A 16764-nucleotide genomic window follows, 5' to 3' on the forward strand; every position below is an offset into this window, starting at 1 on the left:
CAAAGGCGCGCTACCCCCGCGGCTTGTCCGCCGGGTACGGCGTCCCCACCAGGATCGCCATGCCGATGCCCAGGAACAGGATGATCGCCGCCATGCCGAGCCGTGGTGAATCGCTGACGGTGGTGATGGTCGCCACCATGAACGGCGCCAGGAAGCTGGTCGCCCGCCCGGCCAGCGCATAGATGCCGAAATAGCGGCCGGATTCCGCAGCTGTCACGCTGCGCGCCATGTAGGATCGCGACGACGCCTGCACCGGGCCGAAGGCGAGCCCGATCAGCAAGCCATACAGAATGTAGGCTTTCTCGGCCGCGGTGCCGAACAGGCCGCCTGAATCCGCGGTCGAAAGCGGGATCAGTCCGAGCAAAGTGAAGCCCGGGCCGGTCGAGACGACGCCGATCGTGGCGACCGACAACATCACCAGCGCAATCATCACCACATGCTTCGAGCCGAGTGCGGTATCGAGCCGCGCCGCGATCCAGCAGCCGAAAATGGCGACGACGTTGAGGATGATGCCGAACAGGCCGATCTCGGTGATCGACCATTGGAACATGCCGGCCGCGAAAGTGCCGCCGAGCGCGAGCAGAGCGTTGACGCCGTCCTGATAGATCATGCGGGCCAGAAGGAAGCGCAGGATGCCGCCGCGCTGGCGCACTTCCACCAGAGTGGATTTCAACTCGGACAGGCCCTCGCGCACCGCCGGGCCGATCGGGATCCCCCTGGTGGCGTCCGGCGTGAAGAAGAACATCGGCAGGATGAACAGGAAATACCAGCCGGCCGACATCGGCCCGGTGAAGCGTGCATCCTCGCCCAGCTTCGGATCCAGCCCGAACAGCGGGTCGAGCCCGATGAGCGTCTTGCCGGTTTGCAGATTGCCGGCCAGGAACAGGACGACAAAGATCAGCGCGATCATGCCGCCGAGATAGCCAAGCCCCCAGGCCATGTTGGAGATCCGGCCGATTTCGGCCTTCGGCACCAGCCGCGGCATCATGGAATCGTTGAACACGGTGGAGAATTCGGCCGCCACCGAAGCCAGCGAGAACAAAAGCACGACCAGGAACAGGTTCGAGCCCGGCGCTGCGAACCACAAGAGGCTGAGGCTGACGATCTTGATCGCGGCGAAGAAGGCGATCCATGGCTTGCGCGGCCCCGTCTGGTCGGCGATCGAGCCGAGCACCGGCGAAAGCACCGCGATAACCAGGCCCGCGGCGGCGATGCCGTAACCCCAGGCGGCTTGTCCGGCGGTCGGGTCGCTCGCCATGCGCGAGACGAAATACGGCCCGAAGATGAAGGTGGTGACGACGGTGAAGAAAGGCTGCGCCGCCCAGTCGAAGAACATCCAGCCCCAGATGCCGCGCCCCGATGCCCGCTGCACTGTCTCTACTGCCGCCATGCTGATTCCCTTGGCCCCGCCCGCGTCGGGCGCCATGTCTGCATGTTTTCAGGCAGCGATGCAAATGAACAAGCGCCGCCGGCCATTGGTGCTCGTCTTGATTTTTCTGACGGCGGGAAAGAAGAACACCAGCCCCCTACCTCCCCCTTGTGGAGAGGTCGGACCGTAGGTCCGGGTGGGGGGTCGGCGCCGCCCCCGCCCCGCTGCTTCGCAGCGACCCTCCCCACAAGGGGGGCGGGTAAGCTCACATCCCCGTCAGGTCGCTCATCAGGCCGGACGCCACCGACAGCCGCGACACGGTGATGTCGCCGCCTTCGGTCAGCGCCTGCAGTCGCTCGCGGATGCGCGCGACGCGTTCGCCGCCGGCCTCCAGCCACGCCGCGACCGGATCCGCCGCGGTGCCGTGAGCAGTGAGCGCCGCTACCGCGATGCCGCGGCGCGCCACGCCGATCGTGTCGGTCGCGCGCGACAGCGCCAGCTGGTCGTAATAGTCGGACGGCATGATCGAGCGCGCCGCCTCCTCGACACGCGGGATGCGGAAGGCGTCGCTGACGGCGAAGAAGGCCTTGGCGGCGCTGACGATATCGGCATTGGCGGTGCGCGCGGTGAGCGCCACGTCCGGGATCAGCTCGGCGACCTCGGCCAAAGCGAGCTTCTCGGCGAGCTTTTCCGGCGCGCCGGCCTTGAACAGGCCATGCCGCCGCTCCTCTATGCGCTCGCGCGAGAAGGCCGGCAGCAGCGAGACGAGCTTTGGCTCCAGCACTTTGCGGGCTTCCAGCAATTCTCCGATGCGCTGGCCGAGCGGCACGGAACCCGCTTCGTTCTTCAGGTACCAGCCGCTGGTCACGAAGATCAGCCGGCTAACCGCCTGGTAGAGATCGAGCTGGATCTGGCCGTCGATCTGGTTGTCGAGCGCATCGATCTCCTTGTAGAGCGCGGGCAGCGCGAAGCCGTCGCGGACCATGGCAAAGATGCGCACGACATCCGCCGCCGTGCGGCCTGTGGCTTCCTGCAGCCGGTTGACGAAGGACGGTCCGCCGCGATTGACCAGATCGTTGGCGACGACGCGCGCGATGATCTCGCGCCGCAGCCGGTGGTCGCGGATCTCGCCGGCGAATTTCTTGCCCATGCGCTCCGGGAAATAGCCCATCAGGTCGCGGTCGAAATGCTGATCGTCCGGCACGTCGCTGGCGACGATGTCGGAGAACAGCACGATCTTGGCATAGGCAAGCAGCACGCCGAGCTCGGCCCGGGTCAGCGGCTCGCCGCGCGCCTCGCGTTCGGCAAGGGCCGCCGGTGAAGGCAGCGTCTCAACCGCGCGGTCGAGCAGTCCGCGCGCTTCCAGCGCCGTCATGAAGCGCGCCTGGTGCGCGATGTCGGCCAGCCCGCGCTTGCGCGCCAGCGAGAGCGCCAGCGTCTGCTGATAGTTGTTGGCGAGCACCAGCGCGCCCACCTCGTCGGTCATTTCGGCGAGCAGCTTGTTGCGCGCCGGTCTCGCCAGCGAACCTTTGCGCATGGCCGACGCCAGCGCGATCTTGATGTTGACCTCGACGTCGGAGCAGTTGACGCCGCCCGAATTGTCGATGGCGTCGGAGTTGCAACGGCCGCCATTCATGCCGAACTCGATGCGCGCCCGCTGCGTGACGCCAAGATTGGCGCCCTCGCCGATCACCTTGGCGCGCACGTCGAGCGCGATGACACGGATGGCGTCGTTGGCGCGGTCGCCGACATCGGCGTTGCTCTCGCCGGAAGCACGGACATAGGTGCCGATGCCGCCGAACCACAAAAGGTCGACCGGCGCCTTGAGGATGGCGTTCATGATCTCGACCGGCGTCGCCGTCGTCTTGGTGAGCCCGATCGCGGCCGCCGCCGCTTGCGGCAGCGTGATCGATTTCTGGTTGCGCGAGACGATGACGCCGCCTTCCGACAGCTTCGACTTGTCGTAGTCCTGCCAGGACGAGCGCGGCAGCGCGAACATGCGCACCCGCTCGGCCATCGAGGCCGCCATGTCGGGATCCGGATCGATGAAGATGTCGCGATGGTCGAAAGCGGCGATCAGCCTGGTCTGCGGCGACAACAGCATGCCGTTGCCGAACACGTCGCCCGACATGTCGCCGACGCCGACCACGGTGAAGGGCGAGGTCTGGATGTCGCGGTTGATTTCGCGGAAATGGCGCTTCACCGCCTCCCAGGCGCCCTTGGCGGTGATGCCCATCTTCTTGTGGTCGTAACCGGCCGAGCCGCCGCTGGCGAAGGCGTCGTCCAGCCAGAAATTGTGCTTCTCGGAAATGGCGTTGGCGGTGTCGGAGAAGGTCGCCGTGCCCTTGTCGGCGGCGACGACGAAATACGGATCGTCCTGGTCGCGCCGCACCACGCCGGCCGGCGGGATGACGCCGTCGACGCCGATATTGTCGGTGATCGAGAGCAGGCTGGAGACGAAGTTCTTATAGGCCGAGGTGCCGGCTTCGAAAATGGCGTCGCGCCCGCCGCTCATCGGCAGTTTCTTCGGATAGAAGCCGCCCTTGGCGCCGACCGGCACGATGACCGCGTTCTTGACCTGCTGCGCCTTGACGAGGCCCAGCACCTCGGTGCGGTAATCCTGGGCGCGGTCCGACCAGCGCAGGCCGCCGCGCGCCACCGGGCCGAAGCGCAGATGCACGCCCTCGACCTCGGACCCGTAGACGAAGATCTCGCGCCACGGTCGTGGCGCCGGCAGGCCCTCGACCGCCTGCGAGTCGAGCTTGATCGCCAGCGACTGCCCCTTTTCTTTCGTATCGGCTACGAAATGATTGGTCCGCAGCGAGGCTTCGATGAGGTTGAGATAGCGGCGGATGATGGTGTCGTCATCGATATTGGGCACCTCCTCCAGCGCGTCCTTGATCTTGGCCTTGAGGTGCTTGGCCGCGACCACGCCGTCGCCTTCCGCCGCCGGCCCGAGACGGGCGACGAACAGCGCATGCAGGCCGCGCGCGATCTCGGGATAGCGGTTGAGAGCGGCGGCGATGAAATCCTGGCTCTGCGGAATGCCAGCCTGCTGCAAATAGCGGCCATAGGCGCGCAGGATGGTGATCTCGCCCGACCACAGGCCGGCGGTCTGCGCCAGGCCGTTGTAGCCGTCATTGTCGACATCGCCGCGCCAGACCGACAGGAACGCGTCCTCGAACAGCGCGCCGCCGTCGGCGAGGTCTATTCGCGCGCCGTAGCTGTTCTCCAGTTCCATGTCGTGGATGAAGACCGTCCCGGCCGGATCGTCGCCGACCTCGAAGGTGCGCTCGCTGATGACGCGGAAGCCGATATTTTCCAGCACCGGCACGCGCCGCGAGAGCGCCACCGGGCTGCCATGGTGATAGATCTTCAGCGCCGCCTGCTCCGGCTTCTGGTCGGCATGGCGGTAATAATCGATGGCGATCGGATTTTCGGCGCTGATTTTCGCAAGGCGCCTGGCGTCGGCCAGCGCCACGGCGGCCGAAAAGCTGTCGCGGTAGCTTTCGGGGAAACGCGCCGCGATCGCCTTCAGCGCCGGATCGCTGCCGGCGGCTTCCGCGGCTTCGGAAAGCGCGTCCTCCCATGTGCGCACGATGTCGCGGATCGCTGCCTCGAGTGTTGCCTGCTCGATCTTCGGCGTCTTGCCGCCGGAACGGCCGATGATGAAGTGAATGCGCGCCAGCCCGCCTTCCGGAAAGGCCGGGTAATAGGCCGACAGCCGGCCCTCGAACACGGTCTTGAGATAGGCGCCGATCTTCTCGCGTACCACGCTGTCGTAGCGGTCGCGCGGCACGAAGACGATGATCGAGACGAAGCGGTCGAACTGGTCGACGCGCACCAGCGCCCGCACCCGCGGCCGTTCGATCAGGCCGAGGATGGCGCTGGCGTGCTTTCTGAGGATCGGCACCGGGACCTGGAAGAACTCATCGCGCGGATAGCTCTCCAGCACGTTGATCAGCGCCTTGCCAGAATGGTCGTGCGGATTGAAACCAGACTTGGCGATGATCGTTTCGGCCTTCGAGCGCAGATAGGGGATCTTCATCACCGAGCGCGTGTAGGCGGTCGAGGTGAAAAGGCCGACGATGCGCAGCTCGCCCGCCAGCGCGCCTTTCGCCGTGTAGGTCTTGATGCCGATATAATCGAGATAGATGCGGCGATGCACCGACGACTTGGCATTGGCCTTGGTCACGATCAGCGGCTCCGGCCCGTGCAGGAAGGCACGGATTTCCGGCGTCGTCGTCACCGCTTCGGTGCCGCGCCGCAGCACCAGCACATCTGGATCGGATAGGATGCCGAGGCCGGGCTTCTCGGCGCGCTCCAGCGAGCCGCTCTCCTCGCCGCCGACATATTTGAATTCGCGCATGCCGAGGAAGGTGAAATTGTCGTCGCGCAGCCATTCGAGGAAGGCGATCGCTTCGGCGACGCTCTTCTTGTCGAGCGGCACCGCCGAATAGCGGAATTCGGAAATCGCCTGGTCGAGGCGGGCGAGCATCCGCTTCCAATCGACGACGGCGGCGCGGACCTGGGAAAGCATCTTGCCGAGCCGCTCGGTAAGGTTCTTCGCCTGCTCGGCATTCAACCTTGGAATGTGGACATGGACGACGCTCAACCGGTCGTGCTCGTCATCCTCCTTGCCGCCGTCGCTGAGAACCTCGGCGACGCCGCTCTTGCCATGGCGTACCGTGACGATCGGATGGGTGACCAGCGTCGGCTCGCCGCTGATCTCGGTGATCTCGCCGAGGATGGAATCGAACAGGAACGGCATGTTGTCGTTGACGACGGTGATGACCGTGACCGGCCGGCCGTCGCAGGCAACGCCCGAATCGGCTTCGACCGCAACGACGCTTTCACCCTTCCTGTGGCCGGCGACCGCTTGGGCGGCGAGTTCGCCGGCGCGTTCGAGGTCGGCCGCGTCATAGGCCGCGACGTCCTCGGCAGGCGCCCGGGCAAGCAGATAGTCGGCAAGCCTTGCGGATTTGTCGTCCGCCTTGGCGGCGGCAGCTTTCTTCTTCGGCTTGGATTTCACGCTGGCCATGACGCTTATTCCCTCCCGTGGCATGCTTTTGCGGCTATGGTAGCCAGATGATCGCTGTTTGGCGACAACGGTTTGACGACGCTTTAAAAAATTCGAACCGACGCCGTTGCCTTGCAAGGAGAACGAACCCATGACCGGCAGGATTACCGCGCTTGACCTTGTCCAGGCGCAGCTCAGCGAGGCGACGAAGGCCTATTTCGCCAAATGCCAGGAGAAGCTCGGCCTCGTCCCCAACGTGCTTCTGGCCTACGCCTTCGACGAGAAGAAGCTGCGCGCCTTCACCGACATGTACAATGATCTGATGCTGGGCGAGTCCGGCCTGTCGAAGCTGGAGCGCGAGATGATCGCGGTGGTCGTCTCCTCGATCAACCACTGCTTCTACTGCCTGGCCGCGCACGGCGCGGCGGTGCGTCAGCTGTCGGGCGAGCCGGCGCTTGGCGAGATGATGGTGATGAATTTCCGCGCCGCCGATCTGTCGGACCGCCAGCACGCCATGCTGGAATTCGCCGTGAAGCTGACGGAAGAGCCGGCCAAGATCGTCGAGGCCGACCGCGCAACCTTGCGCCAGGCCGGCTTTACCGACCGCGACATCTGGGACATCGCTTCGACCGCCGCCTTCTTCAACATGTCGAACCGGGTGGCCGCCGCGGTCGACATGCGGCCGAACGCCGAATACCACGCCATGGCAAGGTGAGGCTCGCCAGCTTTACATTAGCAAACTCGAATTTTTCATTGCCCATCCCGCTATTTGGTCCGATGATCAACGATTGCGGCCCTGGCCGCATATCGGATTGCAGCCTGGCCGCATATCGGATTGCGGCATGGGCCGCATATCGCAAGCGGCGTGGCCGCATGCCGGTTCGACGCCGCCGACAAAGGAGGAGAACATGGCGAAATTTCTCTATGTCTATCATGGCTCCGGCAAGATGCCGACCGAGGAGGCCGAACGCAAAGCGGCGATGGATGCCTGGACCGGCTGGTACGACAAGCTCGGCTCGGCTGTCGTCGATGGCGGCAATCCCGTCGGCATGTCGAAGACGGTTCTGCCAGGCGGCAAGGTCGAGAGCAATGGCGGCAGCAATCCGACCGCCGGCTACACAATCGTCGAAGCCAAGAACATCGACGATGCCGTCGCCAAAGCCAAGGACTGTCCGATCCTGATGGACCCGGCTTTCACCGTCGAGATCGCGCCGATCATCGAAATGATGTAGCGCTTAAAGCGTTTTGATGCATGTCGTTACCCCAAAACCGCAGTGCACTTTTGGGCGACATGCATTAAGAACGCGCGGCGATTGCCGCGGCCGCGCCCGCCATCGTCGTGGCGCTGACGCGGTTGGCGACCTTCATGGCGCGCTTGCTCTTCAGGAGCCGGCGTGCCTGGGAGGCGGCCAGCACCCAGGCGAGGTCGATGACGACCAACACCAGGGCCATAGTCAGCGTCAGCTCGACCCAGCCGGCCACGGTGACTGAGGCAAGATCGATGATGGTCGGCAGCAGCGCCAGGTAGAACATCATGATCTTCGGGTTGCCGAGCGTCACCGCCATGCCGGCAAAGAACAGTTTCAGGGGCGAATCCTCGCGCGGCATCTCGCCTTCCTTTGCCTCCACCGGCGCCGTCCACATCTTGAACGCCAGATAGGCGAGATAGGCGACGCCCGCCCACTTCACGACGACGAAGGCATAGTGGAAGGTCTGCGCCACGACGGCGAGCCCGAACACCGCCAGCGACAGCCAGATGCCCTCGCCGATCCACATGGCGAGCAGGAACGGGAAGACGTCGCGGAACCCCTTCGAGATCACCCGAGCCACAAGCGCTGCGATCGACGGCCCGGGCGAGCCGGCGGCGACAAACAGGGCGGCGGCGAAGATCAGCAGCGAGGCGAGATGCATGGCGGACCTCATGGTTGGGATTGGCTGCCATACTAGCCAGCGGAAACAACATTGGCAAAGATGGGACAATCGCCGACGCCAGCGCCGCCCCTCATCTGGCTACCGCCATCTTCTCCCCGTAAACGGGGCGAAGGGACATGGCGCCAGCGATTTCGCCAATCGCAAACGTCGCAGAATGGGCGCCGGCGTCGCGGTCAGCCTCTTTCTCCCGTTCACGCGGAGAAATGCCCGGCAGGACAATGAGGAGCAGCGCCGACATCCGCGGTTAACCCTTGCTCCTCCACCTGCCCACGGCTAGAAAGCTCGCCCGATATAAATTTTCGAGCTTCACTTTGCCTCAGTAACCGCCGGTCTCGCCAACTCCTCTGATTGCACCGCAGGCGCAGCATTAGCCGCACCTGCATCCATTTTACGTGTTCTTCAGGCGGCAGTTCGAGACCGGTTTGGCATTGCTGAGCCGCCGCGCGTAGTCCGCGCCGACGCCTGAACTTCAAAACACGCAGCCTTCGCCACGCCGCGCCCCCACGAGCATGATCCCGAACCAAAGGTCCGCGCCAGCGAAAAGTGGTTCCCGGTTTCGGAAAAGATCATGCTCAAACAAAAAGGGCATCTCGGACAGTGCCGGCCTGACGGACTTCCCGACGGGAAGGGCCTGCCGGCATGTCTTCTATCTTGCGCATCCATTGGACGATCACGCCCAAGATCGCCCCTCGACCTCTCGTCAACTGCAATCGTTGCGGCGGCTTCAGGCCATACAAATGCAGCGAGAAATTCCGCGTCAACGCCAATGGCAAACGCATTGACGTGTGGCTGATCTACCGCTGCACGGCCTGCGACAACACGTGGAATTTCACCATCCTGGAAAGGCGAAACCGCCGCGACGTCGAGCCGGCGCTGCTCACAGCGCTTGAAAGCAACGATCCGGCGCTTGTGTGGCGCCACGCCTTCGATAGTGCCGCACTCCGCGACAAGGCCGGCCGGATCGAGGAATTTCCCGATGTCACGGTCCGAAAGGAGATTCTGGACGTCGAGCCGGAACGCCCAACCGCGCTCCGGCTCGAACTTCGGCTCGAAGGCACAACGGCTTTGCGGCTCGACCGCCTGCTTGCCGGCGAACTCGGCCTTTCGCGATCAAGGCTTCAGGCCCTCGAGGACCGGAAGCGGCTGACCGTCGAACCGGATGGCGCCAAGGCCTTGCGAAAGTCGGTGCGCGACGGCTTGGCGGTGCGCATCGATCTGGCCGACGAGGTGGATTGCAGCGCTGTCCTGTCGGCCGCGTGCCGCTGAAAACGAAAAGAGGGAGCTTCCGCTAGCGGAAGCTCCCTCTTTTGAACCTTCTCTGGAAAGCTTACGCCGCGCCGACCGCCTTGGTCGACTTCTCGAAACGCTTGCGCTCGTTCGGGTCGAGATAGAGCTTGCGCAGCCGGATGGTCTTCGGTGTCACCTCGACCAGCTCGTCGTCCTGGATCCAGGCCAGGGCCCGCTCCAGCGTCATGCGGATCGGCGGCGTCAGCTTGACCGCTTCATCCTTGCCGGCGGCGCGGATGTTGGTCAGCTTCTTGCCCTTGAGCACATTCACTTCGAGGTCGTTGTCTCTGCTGTGGATGCCGATGATCATGCCCTGATAGACCTTGACGCCCGGGTCGATGACCATCGGGCCGCGGTCTTCCAGGTTCCACATGGCGTAAGCGACCGACTCGCCCTGCTCGTTGGAGATCAGCACGCCATTGGTGCGGCCGGGCAGCTCGCCCTTATACGGCTCATAGGCGAAGAACAACCGGTTCATCACCGCGGTGCCGCGCGTGTCGGTCAACAGCTCCGACTGGTAGCCGATCAGACCGCGCGTCGGCGCATGGAAAACGAGGCGCTGACGGTTGCCGCCTGACGGGCGCAGCTCGACCATCTCGGCCTTGCGCTCCGACATTTTCTGCACGACGACGCCGGCATGCTCCTCGTCGACGTCGATGACGACCTCCTCGACCGGTTCCAGCAACTGGCCGTCATCGCCCTTCTGCATGACGACGCGCGGACGCGACACGGCAAGCTCGAAGCCTTCGCGGCGCATCGTTTCGATCAGCACCGCGAGCTGCAATTCGCCGCGGCCGGAGACGAAGAAGGAGTCCTTCTCGGCCGATTCCTCGATCTTGAGCGCGACATTGCCTTCGGCCTCGCGCAGCAGGCGGTCGCGGATGACGCGGCTGGTAACCTTGTCGCCCTCGGTGCCGGCAAGCGGGCTGTCATTGACCAGGAAGGACATGGTCACGGTCGGCGGATCGATCGGCTGGGCGTGCAGCGGTTCGCTCACCGCAGGGTCGCAGAAAGTGTCGGCGACGGTGCCCTTCGACAGGCCGGCAATGGCCACGATGTCGCCCGCCTGGGCTTCGTCGATCGGCTGGCGCTCGAGGCCACGGAAGGCGAGGATCTTGGAGATGCGGCCGGTTTCGATCTGGGTGCCGTCATTGTGCAGCACCTTGACTGCCTGGTTGGCCTTCAGCGTGCCGGATTCGATGCGGCCGGTAATGATGCGGCCGAGGAACGGATTGGCTTCGAGGATGGTGCCGATCATGCGGAACGGACCGGGATGCACGGTCGGCGCCGGCACATGCTTGACCACGAGGTCGAACAGCGGCGCCAGTTGCTGATCCTTCGGGCCCTCGGGGTTTTCCGACACCCAGCCATCGCGGCCCGACCCGTAGAGGATCGGGAAATCGAGCTGCTCGTCGGTGGCGTCGAGCGCGGCGAAGAGGTCGAACACCTCGTTGACCACTTCGATATGGCGGGCATCCGGACGGTCGATCTTGTTGATGACGACGATGGGCTTCAGGCCGACCTTGAGCGCCTTGCCGACGACGAACTTGGTCTGCGGCATCGGGCCTTCGGCGGCGTCGACCAGCACGATTGCCGAATCCACCATCGACAGGATGCGCTCGACCTCACCGCCGAAATCGGCGTGTCCGGGCGTGTCGACGATGTTGATGCGGGTGCCATGCCAGTCGACCGAGGTCGCCTTGGCCAGGATGGTGATGCCGCGTTCCTTTTCCAGGTCGTTGGAATCCATGGCGCGCTCGGCGACGCGCTGGTTGTCGCGGAATGATCCGGACTGTTTCAGGAGCTGATCGACCAGGGTGGTCTTTCCATGGTCGACGTGCGCGATGATCGCGATATTACGGATGTTCATTGTCTGGTCTCGGGAATGTTGCAGGCGGCAGGCCCGGAAGCGCCGCCTTTTTCGGTTGCGCGGCTCATACAAGGTTTTTCGCAATTGCGAAAGGGGAGGCCCGACCCCAAATAAATGGTCACTGATTCTTAAACGTCTTGGTGTGAAATGATTCTGTTAACCAAGGCGGAACCTTTGAGGGGCCGGGCAGTTCGATGTTCATGACCGATCAGATGTCCAGATTGCGTCCGGTTTTTACGTGGGCAGCACTTGGCGTGCTCGTCGCGGCAGGCGCCGCGCAGTCGGCCGCCGCCCTGCGGGAAGCTGACCCAATCTCGCCGCCTGATGCCAAAACCGCGCAGCAGATGTTCGCCGACGCCCCTGACGGCGTCGACCCGATCGTCACCGGCCCGGTCAGCGCCGCCTTCAAGCAACGGCAGAAGGATGCCAACTGCGACACGGCGGTTTGGCCGAACATTCCGCGAGCTTGCTACCCGGATTGACGGCGGCCGCGCATAACGCGGCAAACGTAGCGATCCTTCGCGCCCCCCTCTGCCCTGCCGGGCATCTCCCCCTCTTGGGGGGAGATTGGCTGTCGCGCTTGCTTTCGCCAATCGCCGACGTTGCAGAAGGAGCGAGGCGCCGAAACTGCTGATCTCCCCCCAAGAGGGGGAGATGGCCGGCAGGCCAGAGGGGGGCGCTGTCCCGCCGACGCTTCTAATTTGCTCGGTAGCCTTACGCCGACCGCACCGGGTCGAGCGTCACCTTGTAAAGCTCGTTGTCGTCGCGATCCATCAGCCGCACGGTGAGCTGTTCGGTCGCACCGGAAATATCGACCAGCCCGAAGAACTGCAGGCCCGCCGAGGGCGGCAGGTTCTGGCCTTGCTCTGCGGTCGGCGCCTTGATGAACTTCAGCTCCGGTCCGAAAGTCATGTCGAGGTCGTTGGAGCCGAAGGTGCCGGCGTGGATCGGACCTGAGACGAATTCCCAGAACGGGTTGAAATCCTGGAACTGCGCCTTGTCGGGGTTGTAGTAATGCGCCGCGGTGTAGTGGACGTCCGCGGTGAGCCACACCGTGTTGGTGATGCCGGCGTTCTTGATGAAGCGCAGCACATCGGCGAATTCGAGCTCGCGGCCCTTCGGCGCGCCATTGTCGTTGTTGCTGACGGCCTCGAAGCCAGCCTTCTTCGCCGCGTCGTCCCAGACGACCAGGCTGAGCGGCATGTCGGCCGCAATGATCTTCCAGGTCGCCTTGGAATTCGCCAGCTCGCGCTTCAGCCACTTGGACTGCTCTTCGCCGATCATGCGCGACTTCGGCGTCAGCGTTTCTTCCAGGTCGGGGCCGTTCGGGCCGCGATAGGAGCGCATGTCGAGGAAGAACACGTCGAGCAGCGGCCCATGCGAAACCTTGCGGTAGACGCGACCCGGCTCCGACGGCTCGTAGCGGATCGTCGTCATCTCATGGAAGGCGCGCGCCGCGCGTGCCGCCAGCACATGGATCGATTTTTCCGTGTAGCGGTTGTCGGCGCTCAGGTTCTTCGAATCCGACCAGTTGTTCAGCACCTCGTGGTCGTCCCACTGGTAGAAGGTCGGGCAGATGGCGCTAAGCGCGAGCACGTGCTTGTCCATCATGTTGTACTTCCACTGGTCGCGGTACTCGTCCAGCGTCTCGGCGACCTTGCGCTTGCCGTCGATCATGACAACGTTCTTCCACTTGCCGCCGCCGGGCAGGTCGACCTCGTCCTTCATGGCGCCGTCGGCATAGATCGTGTCGCCGGAGTGCAGGAAGAAGTCCGGCGTGTGCTTGGCGATGGTCGAGTAGGTCTTCATGCCGGTCTCGTCGATGCCCCAGCCCTGGCCGGCGGTGTCGCCCGACCATGCGAAGCGCACGTCGCGCTTGGACGACGGCGCGGTGCGGAAACGGCCGACGATCGGCTCGGAGACGGTGTTGATGTCGGAAAGATCGGCCGCGACCATGCGGTAGAAGATGTCCTGGTCGGAGGCGAGGTCGGTGAGCAGCCGCTTCACCGTGTAGTCGCTGGCCGGCGAGGTATCGAGCGGCGCGAGCCTGGTGGCGTTGGCGAAGCTTTCGGTCGTCGACACTTCATACATGACGCGTGCCGGGCGACCGGTGCGGGTCCAGACCATGCCGGAAGTCGCGTCGACGTCGCCGGACTGGACGCCGTGCGTGAAGGCCGGGCGCTGGTTGGCGCGGGAATAGTAAGGCAGCGCGAGACCGGAGGCGCCGACAAGGCCAAAGGCGCTGGCTGAGGTGACGAAAGCGCGGCGGGTCAACGAGAGCTTGTTCATGGCTGTCTCCGGATGGCGTTGAACGGGACCGCCAAGCTCTCGCCTCAATGTTTCAGGCGCATTTCGGAACCATGAACTTTTGATAACAGTGCACTCTTCTCCTTCTCCCCTTGTGGGAGAAGGAGGATCGGCGCGCTAGCGCCGAGTCGGATGAGGGGTGTTCCAGCGGAGTGACGCGTTGACGTTCCTGTGGGTGAGGCGGCGCTGGTGTTCCAGCGGAGTGAGACGTCGGCGTTCCCTGGAACACCCCTCATCCGACCGAGCTTCGCTCGGCCACCTTCTCCCACAAGGGGAGAAGGGGAAACCTACGCCGCCTGCGGCTCCGGCTCGAACGCCGGCCTGCTCGTGTTGATCAAGAGCGAGATACAGGCCGCCGCGATGCCCGTCATGCCGGCAATCAGGAAGGCCAGCTCGTAATTGCCCTGCAGCTCGCGCATCGTGCCGCCAAAGGCCGCCGCCGCGGCCGCGCCGATCTGGTGGCCGGCGACGATCCAGCCGAACACGATCGGTCCGCTGCGGTCGCCGAAAGCCTCGTTGGCGAGCCGCAGCGTCGGCGGCACGGTGGCGATCCAGTCCAGCCCGTAGAGCACGGCGAAGATGATCAGGCTGGTCGCCGAGAAGCCGGAGTAAGGCAGGTAGATCAACGACAGGCCGCGCACGGCGTAGTAGACGCCGAGCAGCTTGCGCGGATCGAAACGGTCGGTGAGCCAGCCGGAGAGCGTCGTGCCGATCAGGTCGAAAATCCCCATCATCGACAGCAGCCCGGCGGCCTGCACCTCGCCGATGCCCATATCGCCGCAGAAGGCGATGAGATGCGTGCCGACGAGGCCGTTGGTGGTGAAGCCGCAGACGAAAAAGGTGGCGAACAGATACCAGAACACCCTGGTACCCGCCGCGCGGCGCAGCGTGTTCAGCGTATGCGCGAGGAAGTTGCCTTGCGAGGCCGGCGATACCGGCGGCACGTCGTCCCCATCGGCGCCGTAGCGCACCTGGCCGATCGAAGCGGGGCGCTCGGGCACCAGCAGCAGGACGAACGGTATCAGCGCCGCCGTTGCGATCGCCACGGCGATCGCCACTGGCTTCCAGCCGCCGCTCTGCGCCAGCGAGGCGATCAGCGGCAGGAACACCAGCATGCCGGTGGCGCTGGACGCCGACATCAGGCCCATCATCAGGCCGCGATTGGTCTTGAACCATCGATTGACGATCGTGGCGCCCAGCACGCTCGCCACCGCACCCGAGCCGATGCCGGAAAACACGCCCCAGGTGAGGAAAAGATGCCATGGCTCGGTCATGAACAGGCTGAGCGCGGTCGACCCCGACATCACCAGCAGCGCGCCAAGCAGCGTGCGGCGCAGCCCGATGCGCTCCATCAGCGCCGCGGCGAACGGTCCGGTCAGGCCGTAAAGCAGGATGCCGACGCTGGCGGCCCAGGAGGTCACGTCGCGGCCCCAGCCGAAGCTTTCTTCCAGCGGAACCATCATCACGGACGGCGCCGAGCGAAGCCCGGCCGCGATCAGGAGGCAGAAGAAAATGACGGCAACGACGACGAAAGCGTAGCGCTGGCCAAACGGACGGGATTGGGCTATCATGTTACTGACCGGTACGTTGCAAAAGAATGATGCCATACATACGTACCGGTCAGTAACATTGTCAAGCGAGTTGTTTGCATGCCATCCGACAATAAAATTGAAGCGTCGATCAACGAGGCCCCCGCCCCAAGGGCTGCGGACAAGATCCTCGACGTGGCGCGCGACCTTTTTTATCGTGAAGGCATCAGGGCTATCGGCGTCGACGAGATCGTCAGGCGCGCCGGCGTCACCAAGCCGAGCCTCTACCGCAGCTTCCCGTCCAAGGATGAGCTCGCTGCCTCCTATCTGCGCAAATACGACCTCGAATTCTGGGAACGGTTCGACGAGGCCGTCGACGCGCATCCGGGCAATCCGCGCGCGCAGATCATCGCTTTCCTGACCCGCGTCGGCAAACGCACGCAAAAGCCGGATTACCGCGGCTGCGGCATGACCAATGCTGCCGTCGAATATCCCGAGCACGGGCACCCCGCGCGGGTGGTGAGCGAAACCAACAAAGTGGAACTGCGCCGGCGCCTGCGCGAAATGGCGGCCGCGATGGGTGCCAGCGATTCCGACACCCTCGGCGACGGGCTGCTGCTTCTCATCGAGGGCGCCTATATCAGCGGTCAGCTTTTCGGACTGGGCGGACCGGCCGCGGCCGTCGCCCGCAACGCCGACCTGCTCATCGAAGCCAGCTTGAAGAAATAGCAAACGACGGTAGGCTTTCGACAACTCGAAACGGAGTTGTCTGCCATGCGTGCTCTTCTGATCGCGCTTGCCCTCGCTGGGTTCTGCCAGGCGGCCCGAGCCGGCGACGTTTCCAGCGCCTACACCGATCTCGACTGGAAGAAGGACTGCGTGACCTATGCGCAGGCCGCCGAAGGCGACGGCGATTGGGCAAGCCTCGTCTGCTCCGGCTATCGCGGCTACCCGGTGCTGATCGGCTACGACGACGCGCGCGAATCCGTCTATTACGGCTTTCCGTCCGACGACATGACCGCGGTCTGGGAGAGTTTTTCCGCCTTCAACGGCTCCGGCCCCAAGGTCGAGTGGCGCATCGAGACCAACGGCGACGTCGCCGCCCCCTTCGCCGCCATTCACCGTCGCTCGGTCAGCAACCCGCAGGACGAGAAGAAGTCGATCGAGGTGCTGGTCGTCGCCAAGGTCGCGCAACCGGAAGAGCACCAGGGCTGCACGATCGGACTGGTTTTAGCCACCGGCAACCCGCAGGCCAACGACCAGGCGCGCAAGCTCGCCGACGATAAGGCAAAGACCTTCACCTGCGGCAAGGACAAGCGCGAAGTGATCGGTGACGTGCCTCCCTTCGGCAGGGTGGATAACTAGTCCCGGCACGGGGATTTTGAAAGGTTGCCGTTTGTCTTGGTGCAAGATTTTTCCGTTCATTACCGTGAATCAGCGCAAACGCCGG

At 64.4% G+C, this 16764-nt stretch carries 12 protein-coding genes; 6 read left to right on the top strand and 6 right to left on the bottom strand.

Features of this window, described 5'->3' with window-relative positions; translation table 11 throughout:
• Positions 1-10 precede the first annotated feature (10 nt).
• Together RFM98_RS12045 and RFM98_RS12050 are read right to left on the bottom strand one after the other, a co-directional pair.
• A complete protein-coding gene (locus tag RFM98_RS12045; protein ID WP_320309076.1) occupies positions 11-1390 on the bottom strand; it encodes an MFS transporter in 1380 nt (459 codons plus the stop codon).
• 244 nt (positions 1391-1634) lie between these two features.
• Complete coding sequence (locus tag RFM98_RS12050; RefSeq protein ID WP_320309077.1) at positions 1635-6410, bottom strand: NAD-glutamate dehydrogenase; 4776 nt, start codon at positions 6408-6410, stop codon at positions 1635-1637.
• A gap of 130 nt (positions 6411-6540) precedes the next feature.
• Here RFM98_RS12050 and RFM98_RS12055 point away from each other — a divergent pair, with 130 nt between their 5' ends.
• Together RFM98_RS12055 and RFM98_RS12060 are read left to right on the top strand one after the other, a co-directional pair.
• Positions 6541-7104: a peroxidase-related enzyme gene (locus RFM98_RS12055; RefSeq protein ID WP_320309078.1), complete on the top strand. Its 564-nt coding sequence runs from the start codon at positions 6541-6543 to the stop codon at positions 7102-7104.
• Positions 7105-7297: 193 nt separating this feature from the next.
• Complete coding sequence (locus RFM98_RS12060; RefSeq protein WP_320217586.1) at positions 7298-7621, top strand: YciI family protein; 324 nt, start codon at positions 7298-7300, stop codon at positions 7619-7621.
• 64 nt (positions 7622-7685) lie between these two features.
• Here the strand turns inward: RFM98_RS12060 and RFM98_RS12065 are convergent, their stop codons facing one another.
• A complete protein-coding gene (locus RFM98_RS12065) occupies positions 7686-8300 on the bottom strand; it encodes a LysE family translocator (RefSeq protein ID WP_320309079.1) in 615 nt (204 codons plus the stop codon).
• Between the two features lie 660 nt (positions 8301-8960).
• On the opposite strand from RFM98_RS12065, the gene RFM98_RS12070 reads away from it, so the two are divergent.
• Complete coding sequence (locus tag RFM98_RS12070) at positions 8961-9587, top strand: DUF1062 domain-containing protein (protein WP_320309080.1); 627 nt, start codon at positions 8961-8963, stop codon at positions 9585-9587.
• Positions 9588-9648: 61 nt separating this feature from the next.
• On the opposite strand, the gene typA is transcribed toward RFM98_RS12070, so the two are convergent.
• Complete coding sequence (typA, locus tag RFM98_RS12075) at positions 9649-11478, bottom strand: translational GTPase TypA (protein WP_320217589.1); 1830 nt, start codon at positions 11476-11478, stop codon at positions 9649-9651.
• Positions 11479-11672: 194 nt separating this feature from the next.
• Between typA and RFM98_RS12080 the strand changes: the two genes are divergently transcribed.
• Positions 11673-11960, top strand: a complete 288-nt coding sequence (locus RFM98_RS12080; RefSeq protein WP_320309081.1) for a hypothetical protein — start codon at positions 11673-11675, stop codon at positions 11958-11960.
• Positions 11961-12192: 232 nt separating this feature from the next.
• Here RFM98_RS12080 and RFM98_RS12085 read toward each other — a convergent pair whose 3' ends face one another.
• Both RFM98_RS12085 and RFM98_RS12090 read right to left on the bottom strand, forming a co-directional pair.
• The gene (locus tag RFM98_RS12085) at positions 12193-13767 is read right to left on the bottom strand and encodes an alkaline phosphatase D family protein (RefSeq protein ID WP_320309082.1); all 1575 of its coding nucleotides are present in this window, start codon (positions 13765-13767) and stop codon (positions 12193-12195) included.
• Positions 13768-14072: 305 nt separating this feature from the next.
• Entirely contained in the window at positions 14073-15356 is a 1284-nt protein-coding gene (locus tag RFM98_RS12090) for an MFS transporter (protein WP_320309083.1), read from the bottom strand.
• Between the two features lie 78 nt (positions 15357-15434).
• Between RFM98_RS12090 and RFM98_RS12095 the strand changes: the two genes are divergently transcribed.
• The gene (locus RFM98_RS12095) at positions 15435-16043 is read left to right on the top strand and encodes a TetR/AcrR family transcriptional regulator (RefSeq protein ID WP_320309084.1); all 609 of its coding nucleotides are present in this window, start codon (positions 15435-15437) and stop codon (positions 16041-16043) included.
• Positions 16044-16088: 45 nt separating this feature from the next.
• Positions 16089-16679 (top strand): hypothetical protein, encoded by a 591-nt coding sequence (locus RFM98_RS12100; protein ID WP_320309085.1) that lies wholly within the window; start codon positions 16089-16091, stop codon positions 16677-16679.
• Positions 16680-16764 lie beyond the last annotated feature (85 nt).

The sequence above is a fragment of the Mesorhizobium australafricanum genome, from assembly GCF_033977265.1.
GTDB classification, from domain to species: Bacteria; Pseudomonadota; Alphaproteobacteria; order Rhizobiales; family Rhizobiaceae; genus Mesorhizobium; species Mesorhizobium australafricanum.